This window comes from Nitrospirota bacterium, assembly GCA_004296885.1.
Taxonomy (GTDB): domain Bacteria; phylum Nitrospirota; class Nitrospiria; order Nitrospirales; family Nitrospiraceae; genus SYGV01.
Map to the genome: position 1 here is coordinate 146,447 of SCVN01000003.1, position 13,552 is coordinate 159,998.

A 13,552-nucleotide genomic window follows, 5' to 3' on the forward strand; every position below is an offset into this window, starting at 1 on the left:
ATTGACTATGATCGAATGGCTTCAATGGTTCTGCCTGATTCCGGTCGTCGGAGGCTCGTTGTTCGGGCTGCTCTGCCTGCCCGCGGCCCTCTGGTTCTGCCGCGACCGGGCTGCCTCGGCAGCCTCGGGATTTTCGGAGGGACAATGGCCGCCGGTCACGGTCCTGAAGCCGGTCTATGGATTGGAGAAGGACCTCAAGGCCAACCTGCGGACCATGTGTTTGCAGGACTATCCGGACTACCAGGTCGTCTTCTCCGCGCAGCGATCGGATGACCCGGCGATCCCGATTCTCCACGAGCTGCAACGGGAGTTCGGCGCGGGCCGCGTGACGGTGGTGGTGAAGAACCTCCAGGCGGGCATGAACGGGAAAGTGAACAACCTGATCGGCGGGCTCACCGAGGCCAAGCATGAGATCCTGGTCATCAGCGACAGTGACATCCGCGTCCGGCCCGATTATCTCAAGGCGGTCGTGGCGCCGCTCGCCGATCCGGCGGTCGGCTGCGTCTGCACCCCGTTCAAAGCGGTCAACGCCGGATGCTGGTACGAGAAGCTGGAGCTCTTGAGCATGAACGCGGACTTCATTCCCAGCGTTATGTTCGCCCTGACCACCGGCGCCTCGAACTACAGCAACGGCCAGTCCATCACGCTCCGGCGCGAGGCGCTGGCGAAAATCGGCGGGCTGGAAAGCCTGGCCGAATACCTGGTGGAGGATTACGAGATCGGCCGGCGCATCTGGGAATCGGGGAAGCGCATGGCCGTGCCGCCCTATTTCATCGAAGCCACGGTGGATCTGAAATCCGTCGCGCAATGGTGGAGCCATCAGGTCTATTGGGACCAGAACACGCGGTTCGCGCAGCCGGGCGGCTTTGCCGCTACCGTGCTGACCCGCTCGGTGCCCTTTGCGCTGCTCTATGCGTGCCTGCGGCTCATGGATCCGGTCGGGCTGACGGTGCTGGGCGGCGCCGTCTCGATCCGTCTCGTCACGACGGCCCTCATCCTCGGCCGGATCGGGGATCGGGAAGGGCTCCGCAGTCTGTGGCTCCTGCCCTTGCGCGATGTGACCGGCCTGGCCTCCTGGGCGCTCGCCTTCACACAGCGGACCGTGGTCTGGCGGGGCGTGGAATTCGTCCTGACCCGCAACGGGCGGCTGGTCCCGCGGGAGGCCCGGTCATGACCGCCGCGTCCCGGCCGGCCGGCACATCCAAACATTCTTGCGAATCCACGTTGACGAGGAGACTCACCATGTTACGAGTGATTATTGCCATGATCGTGGCCTCCGCCGCCACGGCCGGCGGGCAAATCCTGATCAAGAAGGGGATGCAGACCGTCGGCTCCCTGGAGACCTATCAGCCGATGGCGCTCCTGTCCTATTTCGGCCAGGCCCTCTCCAATCCGTACGTGATCCTGGGCACGATTCTGAACGGCGTCTTTTATTTTCTGCTGATCGCCTCCCTCTCCTGGGCGGACGTCACGGTGGCCGTGCCCTTCACGGCCATCGAGTACGTCTTCGCGGCGGTTCTCGCCGTGACCATTCTGCAGGAGGTGGTATCGCCGGTGCGGTGGGCCGGGATCGTGCTCGTCATTGTCGGCGTGGTCCTGGTCTCGGTGAGCGGAGAAGCGACGTCTCATCCCTAACGAGGATCGCGGCAGAAATAAAGGAGACCCAGTATGCGGCAGGTGAAGCCGTTTTATTTCGACATCACGGACGACGAGATCGCCTATTACCAGCAGGAGTCGGCCAAGATCCTGAAATCGGCGACACTGATTTTGGGGGAGTATACGACCCGCTTCGAGAAGGCCTTCGCCGAGTACATCGGCGTGAAGCATGCGATCTCCTGCAACAGCGGCTCGACGGCGCTGGAGTTCCTGTTGCGGATCAAGAAGGTCGAAGGCAAGGCCGTGCTGGTCCCGACGAACACGAATTTCGCGACCGTCGCGGCGATCATCCGCGCGGGCGGCGAAGCCGTCTATCTCGACATGGACAAGCAGACCTTCGCGCCGAGTCTCGCAATGGTCCAGGCGGCCCTCAAGAAGCACCGGGCCAAGGGTAAGACGCCGGTGGCCGGCGTCATGTGGGTCCACATCGGCGGCGTCGTTTCGCCGGAGTTTCCGCAGGTGGTGGCCGACTGCCGCCAGCAGGGCCTCTTCGTGATGGAAGATGCGGCCCATGCGCACGGAAGCCAGCTCAAGGGCGTCAAGTCCGGGAACCTGGCCGATGCTGCGGCCTTCTCCTTCTTTCCGACGAAGGTCATGACCACTTGCGAAGGGGGCATCATCACGACCAACAACGACGAGGAAGATTACCTGGCCCGGTCTTTTCGCAACCAGGGCAAGCGGGGCATGAACTTCGGCGGTCTGCACCACGATTTCGGCAACAGCGCGCGGATCACGGAGCCGGGCGCCCTGTTGGGCCTGATCCAGTTGAAAAAACTCCCGCAGATGCTGGCGAAGCGGCAGAAGGGCTACGAGATCATCGCCAAGGCGCTGGACAAGGCCGGGCTCAGCTACGTGTCCACCAAGCACATGGATGCAGCCAGCCAGTACAAACTGATCGTCCACGTGCCGGAAGGCCGGACGACGGAGGATCTGAAAAAGCGCCTGAACGAGGTGGGTGTCATCTGCGGCGGCGGGGTGTATGATCTGCCCTGCCACAAGCAGCCGGTGTTCGAAGGGGTCTGTCCGGGCGAAACCTATCCGGGGGCGGACCGGTGGTGCCCGAACCATGTGTGCCCGCCGCTGACTTCCGGCATGACGGACGACGACGCGGCCTATGTCGCCGAGATGCTCGTGAAGCATCTCGCATAATCGAAAGCACGATGGCGAACGGGAGACCGGGCAAAGACTTTGCAGTGGTCGGCGGCGGCATCGCCGGGCTGGCGATCGCGGAGATGCTCCAGCGGTCCGGCGCCTCGGTCGTCCTGCTCGAGAAAAACGCGCTCCTCTGCGCCGAGGCCTCGGCCGAGCAGCAGGGCTGGTTCCACACCGGCGCCCTCTACACGGCGTTGCCGAACAACTTCTTCTGCCGCACGATGGTCGGGAACCTGGACGACCTGGTGGATTACTACGGCGGGTTCCCCCAGATGAACCTGCGCGTGGACAAGCACATCTCCACGACAAATGCCGACGGCTGGTTCTCCAACCGGACCAACTTCTACGTCTATACGAGCACGGAGGGCGTGAGCTGGCCCTGGAAACTGCCCTGGGCCGTGGCGCTGCGCCGGGCCAAGCAGCGCATGTCCTGGTTCGAGACCCTGGACGCCTCGCGCAGTCTCAGCCACCAGTTGGGGTTCGGGGCCAAGCCCCTCAAATACGTGATGCACAGCTCCGCCCTGGGGCTCAACCTGGATCACGTGGCCTTCGCGCTCAAGTCCCGCGACCGGGCGATGAACACGCGGCTCATCGCCACGGACCTGCTCCGGTCGTTCCTCGCCTCGGGCGGGGAGGTGAAGACCCAGGCCCGGGTGCAGAGCCTGGACAAGGGCTCGGTGACGGTCAAGCTGGACGGCAGCGAGACACCGACCCGGATCGCCGCGCGCCATACGATCCTGGCGACCGGCAAGGACACGACGGCCTTCGAAGCCAATACCAAGGTTTTCATCAGCCCGCTCCTCGTCGTCTATCCCGCGCTGACCGACCTCAACTTCGTGCGGATGTCGCCGCACATGGACCAGACGATCAACCACATCTGCCACCGCAACAACGGGCTGGAATATTCCCTGATCGGGAACGCGGTCTATCACGACGCCCGGCACACCAGCCAGGACGTGCAGGACAAGGTCCGGGCCAACATGCTGGCGATGGCCAAAAAAGTGTTCGGCGAGTTCGACGCCAAGAGCACCGATTTGTTCTTCGGCTACAAGACCGAAGTCTCCTCCTCCTCCTTCATCCGGAACTACCTCTACCACATCATCGACCGGGGCCATTATACGCTGACCCTGCCGGGCAAGTTTTCCCTCTGCTTCAGTCTCGCCGCGAACGTCTGCCGGCACTTCGGCATCGAGCCGGTGAAGGCCGTGCGCCTCACGGACGACGCCTCCGTCGAAGCCCTGCTGCAGGAGCCCATGCACTCCCGCATGGCCAAGCGCCTCGCCGAAAAATTCCAGCCCCGCTCCTAAGCCGCTCGCCGGCCGCTCCTAGAATTTGTATTCCAGGCCCAGCCACGCGTTGTTATCCGGCACGGATCGCGCCGGGATGTTGGACACCCGCTCGGAACGCTGGAAGCCGGCGGTGAGGACCGCGGTTGCGCTCAGGGTCCGCCAGTATTCGAGCTCCCACTGATAGATGTCCTCCTTCTGGCCTTGGCGCTCGTCGCCCACGATCGTGCTCGTAAAGATATTGTGTTCGTAGTCCCCGCCGAGAAAGATCGCGTGGTTCTCGATCGGTTTGAACATCAGCCCGAGGGCCAGGTAGTGGTTGATGTAGGAGACGTCGTCCTTGGACTGGGGCTGATTGCGCCCGTCGGCCAGACCCCGCTCGTAATGATAACCGGCGGTCACGTCCAGCCACCGGGCGGCGGCCCATTCGACGTGCGGCCCGATGGTCCAGAGCGTGGTGTCGCGGTTCGAAAACGCCGCGTTGTAGTCGCGGCTCCCATAGCGGGTCAACAACCGCAGAGTCAGGTCCTCGGTCGGGCGGCCCTCCAGGTGGGCGCTGTAGATGTGCGCGGTGACCCGTTCATCCGCCTTGATACCGGTCGACCGCTGGGTATTGCGAGCCAGGAAGAGATCGGGGGCGTAATAGTAATTGAGGCGCAGCATCAGGGAACGGGTCAGGTCCTGTTCGATCTCGAAGCGGAAGGTCCCGTGGTCGTACAGGGGACTGGTGGCGAAGATGAAGCCCTGGGCCTTCACCGACAACTCCGTGCGCCCGAGCCCAGTGGAAAAGGTACGCGTGAGTTCCGCCTGGGGCTCGACGACCATGTCCGATCCCTGACCGGTCACGTCCACGACCGGCTGGGTCGGGTCTTCCATCAGGGCCAGCCGGCGGGAGGCGGAGAAGAGCGACACGTCGTCCGTATAGAAGAGGTTGGCCTCCGTGTCGAGGGACCATTGCGCGCCGACCGGATCGGCCAGCGCGAAGAAGGCGGCACAGAAACAGAGCAGGGTGTGACGGGAAACCGTCACCGCAAGAACCGGGTCCCGCGCGGGTCGGTGAGGCGCCGTCGGAGGAGCATCGGAATCAGGCCGGGCCGGCCATCACCACGTTCCCAGCCAGCCCCGGCAGCCGGCATGGTAGGAGAGGCCGGCGACACACGGAATGATCACCGCATGGATGAGGTGTTCGACCATGGCCCCCGAATCAGAAGATCCAGTGCCAAATGGTCGAGAGCCAATGCTTGATCGTGGCGATCAGGCCCAGGTCTTCTTGGGTGGGCACCGGCTCCCCCGCCTTCCCCTGCGTGGACGACGGGCCTCCCTGCGCGTCCTGCGCTTTGGCGCCGGCCACCTGGCCCGGAGGGGCGGACGTGGCGCCGCCGGGGGCGGCTTGCGAACCGGGAGCGGTCCCCGCCGGCTTGACTTGCGATCCTCCCTGGGGTCCCGATGCGGGGCCGTTGGGGCGGGAGCTTGAGCCGGGGCCGCCCATCGCGGCCGCGGCTCGCTGCTGCTCCTTCAGATTGGATTGCGACTTGGCGACCATGGCCTCGAGCGACGCGTTGCGCTTCTTGAGATCGTGCGTCTGGCTCTGCAACGTCTTGTTCTGCGCCGCCAGCTCCTTCAGTTTGTGATCGAGTTCCTTGACGCGTCCGTCGACGCCGGACAATTCCTTGTCGCCGCTGTCCCGCAACCGCTGCACTTCGGCCGCGGCCAGCTTGGCTTCGTCACGCAGCTGGTTGGTGTGCTCGTCCATGCTCTTGATCTGCTGCTCCAGGGCCTTCATTTGGGCCTGTTCACGGTCCAGGTCCACCCGGACTTGCTCGGTTTCCTGCACCGCGAGATCGTATGTTTCCTTGGTGACGCACCCGGCGGTGGCCACGGCGAGCGTCAGGGCTACCGACAGTGCCTGCCCATGTCTCATCATCTTCCTCCTTGCCGCATGAATGACGCGATTCCTCTGTGCCCGGCCGGCCAGCCGGCAGCCCTCGGCCGGTGGGCTAGAAGCAGCCTGCCATCGGCCCCAGCATGTCGCAGGGGTTGCCCTTTTTCGGGTCATGCTCGGCCGGCTTCCTGACCCGCAGACTGAGCAACGACGGCCAGCCTACCCCCGTGAGCACATCGTCCGTAAAAATGTACGGCGTAAAGTTGTCGTCCGGCGGGAGTCCCCTGGCGTCGGGCGCCTCGTCGGCATGGCGCGCCGACCGGAAGAAGTGCACGACGACCACGTGGTCCCCCGTGGAACCGATCTCGCCCTCCAAGGCCACCGGGGCCTTGATCTCGTTGCTTTCCAGCTCGAACTGCGTCGGCTCCAGCAGCGCCAGGACTTTGTCCCGCGAATCGCCGAGTTTGACCTTGGCGGACTCGGCCTTGTACCGGGCGATGGCTTCGTCGATCCGGCTGACCGCATAGTCCTTCGAGGCTTCCTGCAGCGCGCACCCGGCGAGCAGGCTGGCCGCCAGCCAGCAGGCGAGCGGAGCCCGCATCCGTCTTCGCTTCATCGGTGCCTCACGATCCTGAAGCCCTCATGGTGGATCTGGTACCTTGCGTAGAATTCAGGCTGAAGGCTAGGCTTTCCGCGCTTGCCTGTCAAGCCTTTGCCCTGATTCACGACGGCATTGACTGCAACCGACGAGGCGTCGCTGCGACAAGTCTTCTGATGAGGGGCGGCAAACAACCTCTCCCCCCGTTTGATCGAAGGGGGCGGTTCAAAGAAGACCGGAAGAGAGACTACTTGAGGCGCTTCTCCGGCGGCATCAATTACGATACTTCGCAAAAGAGCCGCCGGTTCAACCGAAGGTCGGTATGATGATAGGATGGCTCAGGTGTGGAGCGGGACGGCCGGGGCCACCGGGGAAGGACGACGGAACCATGACGCAAGAAGCCAACCGGGTCAAATCCTCCTTGCTGGTCGGCATTCAGTTCGGGTGCCTGGGTCTCCTGTTCTTCACAGGCCCCCTGCTGCCGGCCGGCCTCGCGGCACAGGCGTTGATGGTGCTGGGTTTGAGTATGGGGGCCTGGGCCCTGGCGACCATGCCGCTTGGCACCCTCAACGCCTTGCCCGACGTTCGGGCCGAGGCGACGCTGGTGACCCGGGGCCCCTACCGGTATGTCCGGCATCCCATGTATACGGCGGTCTTGCTGCTCACGCTGGGCTTGGTGCTGGAGCACCCGTCTCTGGTTCGCATCACGATCTGGCTGGTCCTTGTGATAGACCTCTGGATGAAGCTGACCTACGAGGAAGAGCTCCTCGCCCGGCGCTTCGCCGACTATTCCGGATACAGGGCCGGCACCAAGCGGCTGATCCCCTTCCTGCTGTGATCGGCATCGGAGTATCATGAAACGCAGGATACAGGGCTTCCATCAGGACGAGCAGGGGGATTGGGTGGCCGATCTGGACTGCGGCCACGGGCAGCACGTGCGGCACAATCCGCCGTGGATCAAACGGCCCTGGGTGAGCACCCAGGAGGGCCGGACCGGTCGCCTCGGGACCGAGTTGGACTGCAAGCGTTGCGACGAGCCGGCCTGACGCAAGAAGCTGGCGAAACCCGATGCGCTTCGGTAGACTAGCGGGGCTCGGATGGCGACAGGGTTGCCTCAGTGAGAGGAGACGACAGATGAACGGCCACCGGTTGAGTCTCGGTTTGTGCTGGCTGCTGCTGGGCGGCTGTGTCTCGTTCGGGAATGCCGGTCTGGCCGACCGCGAGGCGATGACCCAGATCAAGGCGGGGGAGACGACCAGGGAACAAGTGGCGGCCCTGTTGGGCGAGCCGGACAGCAAACGAGTGATCGACCTGTCCGGCGCGACCTTCGAGCGCTGGTCGTACCGCCGTTCCTCCTCGATCATCAATATCTGGGAGTACATTCCGGTCCCCTTCTACGGACTCTTCTTCCACGGCCTCGGCACGCCCGACGTCCAGCACGATCTGGATGTCTTCTATGGCTCCACCGGCCTGGTCACGACCAGGTTTTACACGGAGACCGCATACGAAACCGGGGGCCTCTTCACCCCCATGACCCTCGTCACCAACACCAGCGTGGACAGCCTGCCGGGACAGGGCGGGAAGCCGGTGCATTGGGAAGACAAGGTGGTGGGGACCAAGCCGGCCTACTGATCTAATGCGACGTGCCTTCGTCGCATGCGACAAATCGAACTACGCAATCAGAAATCCGAAAAGCAGCGGCCGAGGAACGGCAGAGAGTGACGGCCGGGTCGATCCCCTGTACTCGCAGAAGGGGAGGGGTTGGAAGAACACCCCTGTTTGGTCCTGTGCTCCCGGAGCGCGCGCCCTCAGAAGGGCCTCGCTCGACGGCCGCAGTTGGACCAAACAGGGGCATCCTTCCAAAGGAATGAAGGATGCAAAGAACTGCGCGCAGTGAGGGATCAACCAAGCCGCCCTAGAGGAAGGCCGTCGGCTATGAGAAGACAAGGGGGGGCGGGAACGCGTCGCTCGTGGACCCGTTCCCGCTCGGAAATATCCGCCGTGCCTCAGCCTCCATGCCCATCTGTTCCTTCCGCGGCTTGAAGAAAAGAAGAGAATGGCGAGGACAGGCAACCGATAGACCTGTCCCCGCTAGAACCGGCATGGCCAGAAAACTTCGCGCGAATTCTTCTATACTTGCCGGCGATATCTCACAACGGCCACGGCGGACCGACTCAAGGGCCTGCCTGGAAACGGATGACATGACAAGGACATGCTTGTGGTTGATAGTTGTGTCGGTCGTCAGCGGTAGCCTCTCCGGCTGCGCGGGGTCCGGAGAGCAACCGTCACCCCCTTCCCTCAATCGACCGACAAGCCAGGTACAGCAGGACCGCCGGCCGCCGAGAAACGTTGAGGAGCAGGTGAAGGAACTGGAGAAGGAAGTGGACGACGCGCTCAAGGAGGAAGCGCGAACCATCTGCGCACAGCGGGCGCCCTACTTTGCCAACGTGCAAGCGGCCTGTGAACGACATGAGTACCAACAGCTCAAGCAACTATCCAAAGAGCGGACACCGTAGAACGGTTGTCTCCGTTCCCCATGGAACGGGTATGTCCTCTGACAGTGAACCGGAATCGACAGAGCAACTGATTCGTAATCAGCAGGTCGGTGGTTCAATTCCACTCGCCGGCGCCAGGAAATCAACGATGCCCGCTTCCTCCACAGGTACCTTCCTGACATTGGTTGCGTGGGGGTTGCGGATTCCGATATAAATCAATCCCAAGAGAAGCCTCACGCAGGCACAGGCTTTCACCATGGCAAGGAATATTCCTGGAGTCCGGTGCCCGAAATGTGGCAAACGAGCCCACCGTGTGGCTCGTGAGAGCTGGCGAGACTTCCTCTATCTCGTCCGTCGGCTGTATCCCTATCGATGCCCTGATTGCCGTACCCGCTTTTATGACTCCAGCCGTCACAGTGGCACCTACTAGTTTCTTGAGAAAGTTCCCTTCAGTCACGAGATGGTGCGTGGGGGAGGCCACTTTTAAGGCCCACCCCACCCGCCAGCGACTTGGTTCAGAACTATTGGCCGTGTTTTAGAGCAGCAATTTCCTTTTGCAGTTCCCGGATCTCTGCCTGTTGCTCTTTGATCGCCTCGACGAGAACTCCTGCCAGTCTCCCATAGTCAATGGCTCGATAGCCTTGTTCGCCCCACGTTGTGACCAGTTCCGGGAAGACCACTTCCACTTCTTGAGCGATGAGTCCGACCTCACGATGTCCGGTTGCTCGTCCCATGGCCTGATAGGTGCTGTTCCAATCAAATGCGACCCCCTTGATCTTCTCTAGCTTCGGCAACACGCTCGTTAATTGAACGACATTTTTCTTGAGTCGGATATCGGACGAGGTTGGGAAACTAGATGCATGGGCAGAACCAGCCACATCGAGCAAGTAAGCAGGACTGGTTGTCCCGATACCGATACTACCTCCGCTCGGTTGGAAGATAAGATTTCCTGGCCCTTGGGCATACCTGTTTGCTTCGATCGTCATGTCCCCGTTATTAACTGCGCTTCGGCTGATCCGCAGTTCCGTATCTGCGGTTGTTGTTTCCCGCCCAATAAGCACATCAAAACCAGTACCGGAGCCAACGACTTGGAGTGGAGCATTAGGGCTTGTCGTTCCAATGCCGACATTGCCACTCGATGCGATTCGGACCGCTTCCGTAATCGATCCTCCCCGTCGTGTGTTAAGAGTCAAATATCCATCAGTAGTTGCTGACCCATTCCAAGCTGCGTAAATAGAAGCAATGTTGGGGCCAGCACCAGAACCTGCACCGCCTACAAAAGTTAGTTCTGGACCTTCTCCTGCTGCACCACCGGAAGTATTTCTGTTTGCAAGCTGCAGAGCTGTCTGAATGCCTGTACCGTCAACACGGAACTGACCAGCGGGCGTGTTTGCAGATTGTCGAGCATCGAGCTGAAAATCGGGTGCTGTAGTTCCAATACCCACTCTGCCCGTTGAGAAAACTGCCGCATAGTTATTGGTTGCGCCGGTCGGGGCATCAACGTAGAGGGCATAGGCATTGGTGGTGTTGGCCACGGTTCCTCCAGCAATGCGGAGGGCTGAGCCTGTGGTGATGGTGGCCGGCCCGGAACCGCTCGCTGTCGGAGGGCCAGCAATATGCAGGGTCGTCCCGTTCGTGACGGTCTGGGCCGATGCCGCGCTGAGTGTGTATTGGTTGAAGAGATTGAACCGGGCATTGGTCAGGCCGCTGGAGATCGTTTGCGTGAATCCATTGGCTCGGATATCAAATAGTTCCGTGTTGGAGGTGGTATTGGGTCGGGCCACGTCCAGGAGTGCTCCGGCGGATGCGGTACCGATCCCCACATTTCCACCATCGGAGACATCGAAGAAATTGCCCGCCCAACTTGCCGGAGCGATGGCAAGCAACAAAAGGACTCCAATCGTTACACTAGCCATGATGTATCTCACCTCATTCCTCCTTGGTTGAAATGTGGGAGTGCGCAAGTACCACTATATTCCTGACATGACGAGAATCTCTCGGGTCTCTTCCCTTTATGTTTTGATGATGAAGTTGGTCACGATGAAGGGATTCATGATGTTGTGTGCCGTGCCACCGCCAGTACTGCTCGTATTAATAGTATATGTGGTGCCGCTGGTATTATCTGCTGCCAAGACGGATACTCCCGTAGATCCAGTAAAGGCAGATGTTCGAATATCGCGGTTGATCGGGTCATGACTGTGTGAGGCAAGCTCTGACACTGTCAAAGTATGGGATTGTTCTCCACCCCAGTCCCCCTGACTTCTGGCCGTTAGCGACGATCCACCCGACGGCGCACCCGATCCGCTGACTCCTCCACCCGTTCCCGTGCCTGATCCCAACGGATATCGTCCACGCAGGTCTGGTAAATTAAATGTTGTACTCCCATCACCAGCCCCGTAAGTGGTCCCGATCGTCGAAAAGAGCGTTGCATAGGTCGATCGGGAGACGGCCGACCCGTCACACAACAAATACCCTGATGGAGCCGATGAACCACCGTAGGCGAGCAGGCCCCCCGTTGGAATAATCCCGATGGATGGGGAGAGTGTGCCGCCATCATCGGAGTCCACATGCCCATGTTGCAATTTATTGCCCGCGCTAGTCGTCATCACCAACGCCAGTACGAACGTTCCTGTTAACAAAGCCATCAGCCGTGCCTTCATCGAGTGCCTCCCTGGTTAGAGCTTGGCGCAGTGCATGGTCATACGTATCTTGACCCAATCCTCCTGTCAAGGCGAATTAAACAAGTATCATTACTCAACATGACCAGTATTGGTACGGCGGCGGATGCTGTCAGTATCTAGACTGGAAGTGAACCGCAGGCAATCCAGGAGACGGAGGAAACGTGATGGATTATGAGGTTAAGAGCAGTGAGATGATAACCGTTATGTAAGCTCGCCCGCTCTAGTCAATGAGCAGGGTAGGTCCTAGCCTCCGTTTGCCGTTGTCGCTCCATTGGTTTAACCCCCATCAGTCGAGCAGACCCCGCATCCCGCCCATCCCGCAACTTTTCCCGGCTCCGATGGATCTACGGTCAAGCCCGAGTGGTCGTACCCGGTTCTTCCCCAAAATCGGCGCCGGCAGATCGGCAAGTCGATGCTTTCCATCAATTAATATTATGTGATGGGGCGCTCGGTCCGCTCCGATCCGTGAGCCGAACGCTGGACGGTTAAGTCCGCAGCCGTCCTGACCGATGAGAGTATGACGATATAATTTATAAGGACTGCGGGGCCTCCCCCGTGGCCGTGACGATCCCGCCCGAATTCATGGAGAACTCATCATGCTGAACGTGACGATGGAGGAGCCAACCGAAGAGTCGTTGAAAGGAATCATCCTGCCCCCGATGCCCGCGACCCTGACGGGCATCAACAGCGAACGCGCCAAGGCCGAGCCGAGTCTTGGCGAGATCGCCCGTCTAATCGAGCGGGACATCAGTGTCGCGGGAGCCGTGATCAAGGCCGTCAACTCGCCCCTCTTCGGCCTCCGGCGAAAGCTGGAGTCCATCTCGCAGGCGGTGTTTTTGCTGGGGCTCGATAATGTGGTGAATCTCGTGACGGCGTTGTCGCTCCGGTCGGCGATGCAGGCGGCAAAATTCCCCGACCTGGATCGGTTTTTTGACTCAGCCCAAAATGTGGCCATCATAATGTCTTCACTCGCCGGGGAACTATGTGCGATGCCGCACGGACAGGCCTATCTGCTGGGCTTGTTCCATGATTGCGGCATTCCGTTGCTGTTTCAGAAGCATCCGGAATATCTGGAGGTCATGCGGACGGCCAAGACGACCATCAATCGTTCGATCACGGCCGTGGAAGATGAGCGTATCGGCACGGACCATGCGCTTGTGGGGTATTTCGTCGCCAGGAGTTGGAAGCTGCCCAATGCCATCTGCCTCAGCATCCGCTATCATCATAGCGCCTACGATCTGCTTGCGGCGAGCAAGCGGACGGACCAGCGGGACGAGGACATCGAGGCCCTCACGAACGCGGCCGCGCTCCTGGCGATGGCGGAAATCATCAATTATCGCCTCGGCCACCGGGAGGAATTCCATGACTGGGACCTTGCCGGGCCGTCGGTCCTCGCCCACTTTGATTTAACGCCACAGGCATTCGAACTCCTGGAGAAGGACACCTGCGAGAAACTCGCCGACGCATGAGCGTGCGGGCACGCGGCTTCAACCGCGCACGAATCCCACCTCACGGCACGGCTTGTCGGCTTCTGTGGGCAGGAGCCCCGCAGAGCTCTTGCGCGTCGGTTACGTCGAGGTTGCAGATCGCGGCCATATCCTCCGGTCCTCCGGCTAAGCCCCCTTAAAGGCGCTCCCTCTCGCAAAGGCCATCCTGCGTTTCAGGGGGGTCTTATTGAGCCCCGACTCTTTCCTTGCAGCGGCCCGCCTCAACTCGCGACCGGCTCTGTACCAGCTCGGAGCAGTTCAGGTACACTGGGCCGTCACGCCTCCGAACCATGTGTGGGAGAATAAACAGATGAG

13 protein-coding genes are annotated in these 13,552 nt (G+C 61.2%); 8 read left to right on the plus strand and 5 right to left on the minus strand.

Going from position 1 to position 13,552, the window contains the following annotated elements; translation table 11 throughout:
• The first annotated feature begins 7 nt into the window (after positions 1-7).
• From EPO61_02145 to EPO61_02160, 4 genes are read left to right on the plus strand one after another with little or no spacing between them, the layout of a single operon-like run.
• Positions 8-1,174: a glycosyltransferase gene (locus EPO61_02145; GenBank protein TAJ10635.1), complete on the plus strand. Its 1,167-nt coding sequence runs from the start codon at positions 8-10 to the stop codon at positions 1,172-1,174.
• Positions 1,171-1,635, plus strand: a complete 465-nt coding sequence (locus EPO61_02150; protein TAJ10636.1) for a hypothetical protein — start codon at positions 1,171-1,173, stop codon at positions 1,633-1,635. The genes EPO61_02145 and EPO61_02150 overlap by 4 nt, the downstream gene beginning before the upstream one ends.
• A gap of 33 nt (positions 1,636-1,668) precedes the next feature.
• Positions 1,669-2,805, plus strand: coding sequence for a DegT/DnrJ/EryC1/StrS aminotransferase family protein (locus EPO61_02155; protein TAJ10637.1), 1,137 nt, complete (start codon positions 1,669-1,671; stop codon positions 2,803-2,805).
• Positions 2,806-2,816: 11 nt separating this feature from the next.
• Complete coding sequence (locus EPO61_02160; GenBank protein ID TAJ10638.1) at positions 2,817-4,115, plus strand: FAD-binding oxidoreductase; 1,299 nt, start codon at positions 2,817-2,819, stop codon at positions 4,113-4,115.
• Positions 4,116-4,133: 18 nt separating this feature from the next.
• On the opposite strand, the gene EPO61_02165 is transcribed toward EPO61_02160, so the two are convergent.
• The 3 genes from EPO61_02165 to EPO61_02175 form a co-directional block, all read right to left on the minus strand.
• A complete protein-coding gene (locus EPO61_02165; GenBank protein TAJ10639.1) occupies positions 4,134-5,123 on the minus strand; it encodes a hypothetical protein in 990 nt (329 codons plus the stop codon).
• Positions 5,124-5,298: 175 nt separating this feature from the next.
• On the minus strand, positions 5,299-6,018 hold the full coding sequence (locus EPO61_02170) for a hypothetical protein (GenBank protein ID TAJ10640.1): 720 nt from the start codon (positions 6,016-6,018) through the stop codon (positions 5,299-5,301).
• A 73-nt stretch (positions 6,019-6,091) separates the two neighbouring features.
• Entirely contained in the window at positions 6,092-6,592 is a 501-nt protein-coding gene (locus tag EPO61_02175; protein ID TAJ10641.1) for a hypothetical protein, read from the minus strand.
• A 370-nt stretch (positions 6,593-6,962) separates the two neighbouring features.
• On the opposite strand from EPO61_02175, the gene EPO61_02180 reads away from it, so the two are divergent.
• From EPO61_02180 to EPO61_02190, 3 genes are all read left to right on the plus strand, one after another.
• Positions 6,963-7,412, plus strand: coding sequence for an isoprenylcysteine carboxylmethyltransferase family protein (locus EPO61_02180; GenBank protein ID TAJ10642.1), 450 nt, complete (start codon positions 6,963-6,965; stop codon positions 7,410-7,412).
• Positions 7,413-7,428: 16 nt separating this feature from the next.
• Entirely contained in the window at positions 7,429-7,620 is a 192-nt protein-coding gene (locus tag EPO61_02185) for a DUF3565 domain-containing protein (protein TAJ10643.1), read from the plus strand.
• 88 nt (positions 7,621-7,708) lie between these two features.
• A complete protein-coding gene (locus tag EPO61_02190; GenBank protein TAJ10644.1) occupies positions 7,709-8,206 on the plus strand; it encodes a hypothetical protein in 498 nt (165 codons plus the stop codon).
• Positions 8,207-9,590: 1,384 nt separating this feature from the next.
• Here the strand turns inward: EPO61_02190 and EPO61_02195 are convergent.
• Both EPO61_02195 and EPO61_02200 read right to left on the minus strand, forming a co-directional pair.
• Positions 9,591-10,985, minus strand: coding sequence for a tail fiber domain-containing protein (locus tag EPO61_02195; GenBank protein TAJ10645.1), 1,395 nt, complete (start codon positions 10,983-10,985; stop codon positions 9,591-9,593).
• A 96-nt stretch (positions 10,986-11,081) separates the two neighbouring features.
• Entirely contained in the window at positions 11,082-11,729 is a 648-nt protein-coding gene (locus tag EPO61_02200; GenBank protein ID TAJ10646.1) for a hypothetical protein, read from the minus strand.
• 617 nt (positions 11,730-12,346) lie between these two features.
• On the opposite strand from EPO61_02200, the gene EPO61_02205 reads away from it, so the two are divergent.
• Positions 12,347-13,219, plus strand: a complete 873-nt coding sequence (locus EPO61_02205; protein ID TAJ10647.1) for an HDOD domain-containing protein — start codon at positions 12,347-12,349, stop codon at positions 13,217-13,219.
• Positions 13,220-13,552: the final 333 nt, after the last annotated feature.

What these genes read in the sequence shown, in the direction of transcription:
- EPO61_02145 (TAJ10635.1), top strand. Translation starts at nt 8, where the DNA reads ATGATCGAATGGCTTCAATGGTTCTGCCTGATTCCGGTCGTCGGAGGC.
- EPO61_02190 (TAJ10644.1), top strand. Translation starts at nt 7,709, where the DNA reads ATGAACGGCCACCGGTTGAGTCTCGGTTTGTGCTGGCTGCTGCTGGGC.
- EPO61_02155 (TAJ10637.1), top strand. Translation starts at nt 1,669, where the DNA reads ATGCGGCAGGTGAAGCCGTTTTATTTCGACATCACGGACGACGAGATC.
- EPO61_02205 (TAJ10647.1), top strand. Translation starts at nt 12,347, where the DNA reads ATGCTGAACGTGACGATGGAGGAGCCAACCGAAGAGTCGTTGAAAGGA.
- EPO61_02180 (TAJ10642.1), top strand. Translation starts at nt 6,963, where the DNA reads ATGACGCAAGAAGCCAACCGGGTCAAATCCTCCTTGCTGGTCGGCATT.
- EPO61_02175 (TAJ10641.1), bottom strand. Translation starts at nt 6,592, where the DNA reads ATGAAGCGAAGACGGATGCGGGCTCCGCTCGCCTGCTGGCTGGCGGCC.
- EPO61_02195 (TAJ10645.1), bottom strand. Translation starts at nt 10,985, where the DNA reads ATGGCTAGTGTAACGATTGGAGTCCTTTTGTTGCTTGCCATCGCTCCG.
- EPO61_02150 (TAJ10636.1), top strand. Translation starts at nt 1,171, where the DNA reads ATGACCGCCGCGTCCCGGCCGGCCGGCACATCCAAACATTCTTGCGAA.
- EPO61_02185 (TAJ10643.1), top strand. Translation starts at nt 7,429, where the DNA reads ATGAAACGCAGGATACAGGGCTTCCATCAGGACGAGCAGGGGGATTGG.
- EPO61_02200 (TAJ10646.1), bottom strand. Translation starts at nt 11,729, where the DNA reads ATGAAGGCACGGCTGATGGCTTTGTTAACAGGAACGTTCGTACTGGCG.
- EPO61_02160 (TAJ10638.1), top strand. Translation starts at nt 2,817, where the DNA reads ATGGCGAACGGGAGACCGGGCAAAGACTTTGCAGTGGTCGGCGGCGGC.
- EPO61_02170 (TAJ10640.1), bottom strand. Translation starts at nt 6,018, where the DNA reads ATGATGAGACATGGGCAGGCACTGTCGGTAGCCCTGACGCTCGCCGTG.